The organism is Longimicrobiaceae bacterium (assembly GCA_035696245.1).
GTDB lineage: Bacteria > Gemmatimonadota > Gemmatimonadetes > Longimicrobiales > Longimicrobiaceae > DASRQW01.
The window spans coordinates 1-1,933 of record DASRQW010000158.1 but is presented as its reverse complement, the minus strand read 5'-3'; the positions used below and the strand labels follow the sequence as shown (position 1 = coordinate 1,933).

The 1,933-nt window shown below is 71.3% G+C and carries 2 protein-coding genes; both read left to right on the top strand.

From position 1 onward, the window contains the following. On the top strand, positions 1-225 hold a 225-nt coding region (locus tag VFE05_07295), incomplete at its 5' end, for a hypothetical protein (GenBank protein HET6229861.1). A 40-nt stretch (positions 226-265) separates the two neighbouring features. Next, a partial coding sequence (gene purL / locus VFE05_07290) for a phosphoribosylformylglycinamidine synthase subunit PurL (GenBank protein HET6229860.1) occupies positions 266-1,933 on the top strand: 1,668 nt, incomplete at its 3' end.

The following is a 1,933-nucleotide window of genomic DNA, read 5'->3' as shown; positions in this document are numbered from 1 at the left end:
CGCCAGCGGCTTCCGGACCCCGCGCCGACGACGGGCGCCGAGCCGGCCCGCGTGCCCGCGGGAACGCCGGGCTATCCGACGCCGATCCCGGCGCGGCAGCCCGCGCCGACGACCGGCAGCGAGCCGGCCACGGTGCCGCCGGGCACGCCCGGATACCCGACGGCGCCGATCCCCGCGCCGACGACTCCGGTGCCGACCACGCCGATTCCGCCGCCGGCGCGCTGAGCGGCCCCGCATCTCCCGAACCCCGCTGCTGAGGAGCCCAGTGTCCGTCCAGACCCGCCCCGGAGACCCCGCGATCAGCCCCGAGCTGGTCGCGGACCACGGGCTTTCCACGTACGAGTACGACCTGATCCTCGGCATCCTGGGCCGCGAGCCCACGTACACCGAGCTGGGCGTGTTCAGCGCCATGTGGAGCGAGCACTGCGGCTACAAGAACTCGCGGCCGCTGCTGAAGAAGCTGCCCACCGAGGCGCCGTGGGTCCTCCAGGGCCCGGGCGAGAACGCGGGCGTGATCGACGTGGGCGACGGGCTGGCGGTGGCGTTCAAGATCGAGTCGCACAACCACCCGTCGGCCGTGGAGCCGTACCAGGGCGCGGCGACCGGCGTGGGCGGCATCCTCCGCGACGTGTTCACCATGGGCGCGCGCCCCATCGCCATGCTCAACTCTCTCCGTTTCGGCGAGCTGGACGGGGCGGAGGGCGACCGGGTGCGCTACCTGTTCGCGGGCGTGGTGAAAGGCGTGGGCGACTACGGCAACTGCGTGGGCATCCCCACCGTGGCCGGCGAGGTCTACTTCGACGCCGCGTACGAGGGCAACCCGCTGGTCAACGCCATGTGCGTGGGCCTGCTGCGGGCCGACGAGCTGATAAAGGGCGTGGCGGAAGGCGTGGGCAACGCGATCATGGCCGTGGGGGCGAAGACGGGGCGCGACGGCATCCACGGCGCCACCTTCGCCTCGGCCGAGCTGAGCGCGGAGAGCGAGGCCAAGCGGCCCATGGTGCAGGTGGGCGACCCCTTCACCGAGAAGCTGCTGCTGGAGGCCTCGCTGGAGCTGATCCGCTCCGGCCACATCGTCGGCATCCAGGACATGGGCGCGGCGGGCCTCGTCTCGTCGTCGACCGAGATGGCGGCGCGGGGCGGCACGGGCGTGGACATCGAGATCACCGCCGTGCCCGTCCGCGAGACCGGGATGAGGCCGTACGAGATCCTGCTGTCCGAGACTCAGGAGCGCATGCTCGTCGTCGCCAAGAACGGGCACGAGGAGGACGTTCGTTCCATCCTGGGCCGCTGGGACCTGGACGCGGAGACCATCGGCCGCGTGACGGACACGGGCAACTACGTGGTGCGCGAGAATGGCATCGTGGTCGTGGAGATTCCCGGCGAGCCGCTGGTCACCGGCTGCCCCACGTACACGCGCGAAGGCGTCGAATCTCCCGAGATCGCGAAGCTGCGCGGATGGGATGCATCGACGCTCCAGCATCTACCGGAAGAGGCGGACCCGGCGTGGACGCTGCGGGCGCTGCTGGACTCGCCCACCATCGCGTCCAAGCGCTGGGTCTACCAACAGTACGACAGCACGGTCCGCACGAACACCATCGTCGGGCCCGGCTCCGACGCGGCGGTGCTGCGGCTGCGAGGCACGCGCAAGGCCGTGGCGGCCACGGTGGACTGCAACGGGCGTTACGTGTACCTCAACCCCTATCGCGGCGGCGTAATCGCAGTGGCGGAGGCAGCGCGCAACCTGGTCTGCTCCGGCGCCCTGCCCCGTGCGGTGACCGACAACCTCAACTTCGGCAACCCGCTCAAGCCTGAGGTGTACTACCAGCTTTCCGAGGCCATCCGCGGGATCGGTGAAGCGTGCCGCGCCCTGGAGACGCCGGTCACGGGCGGGAACGTCTCGCTGTACAACGAGAACCCGCGCGGCGCCATC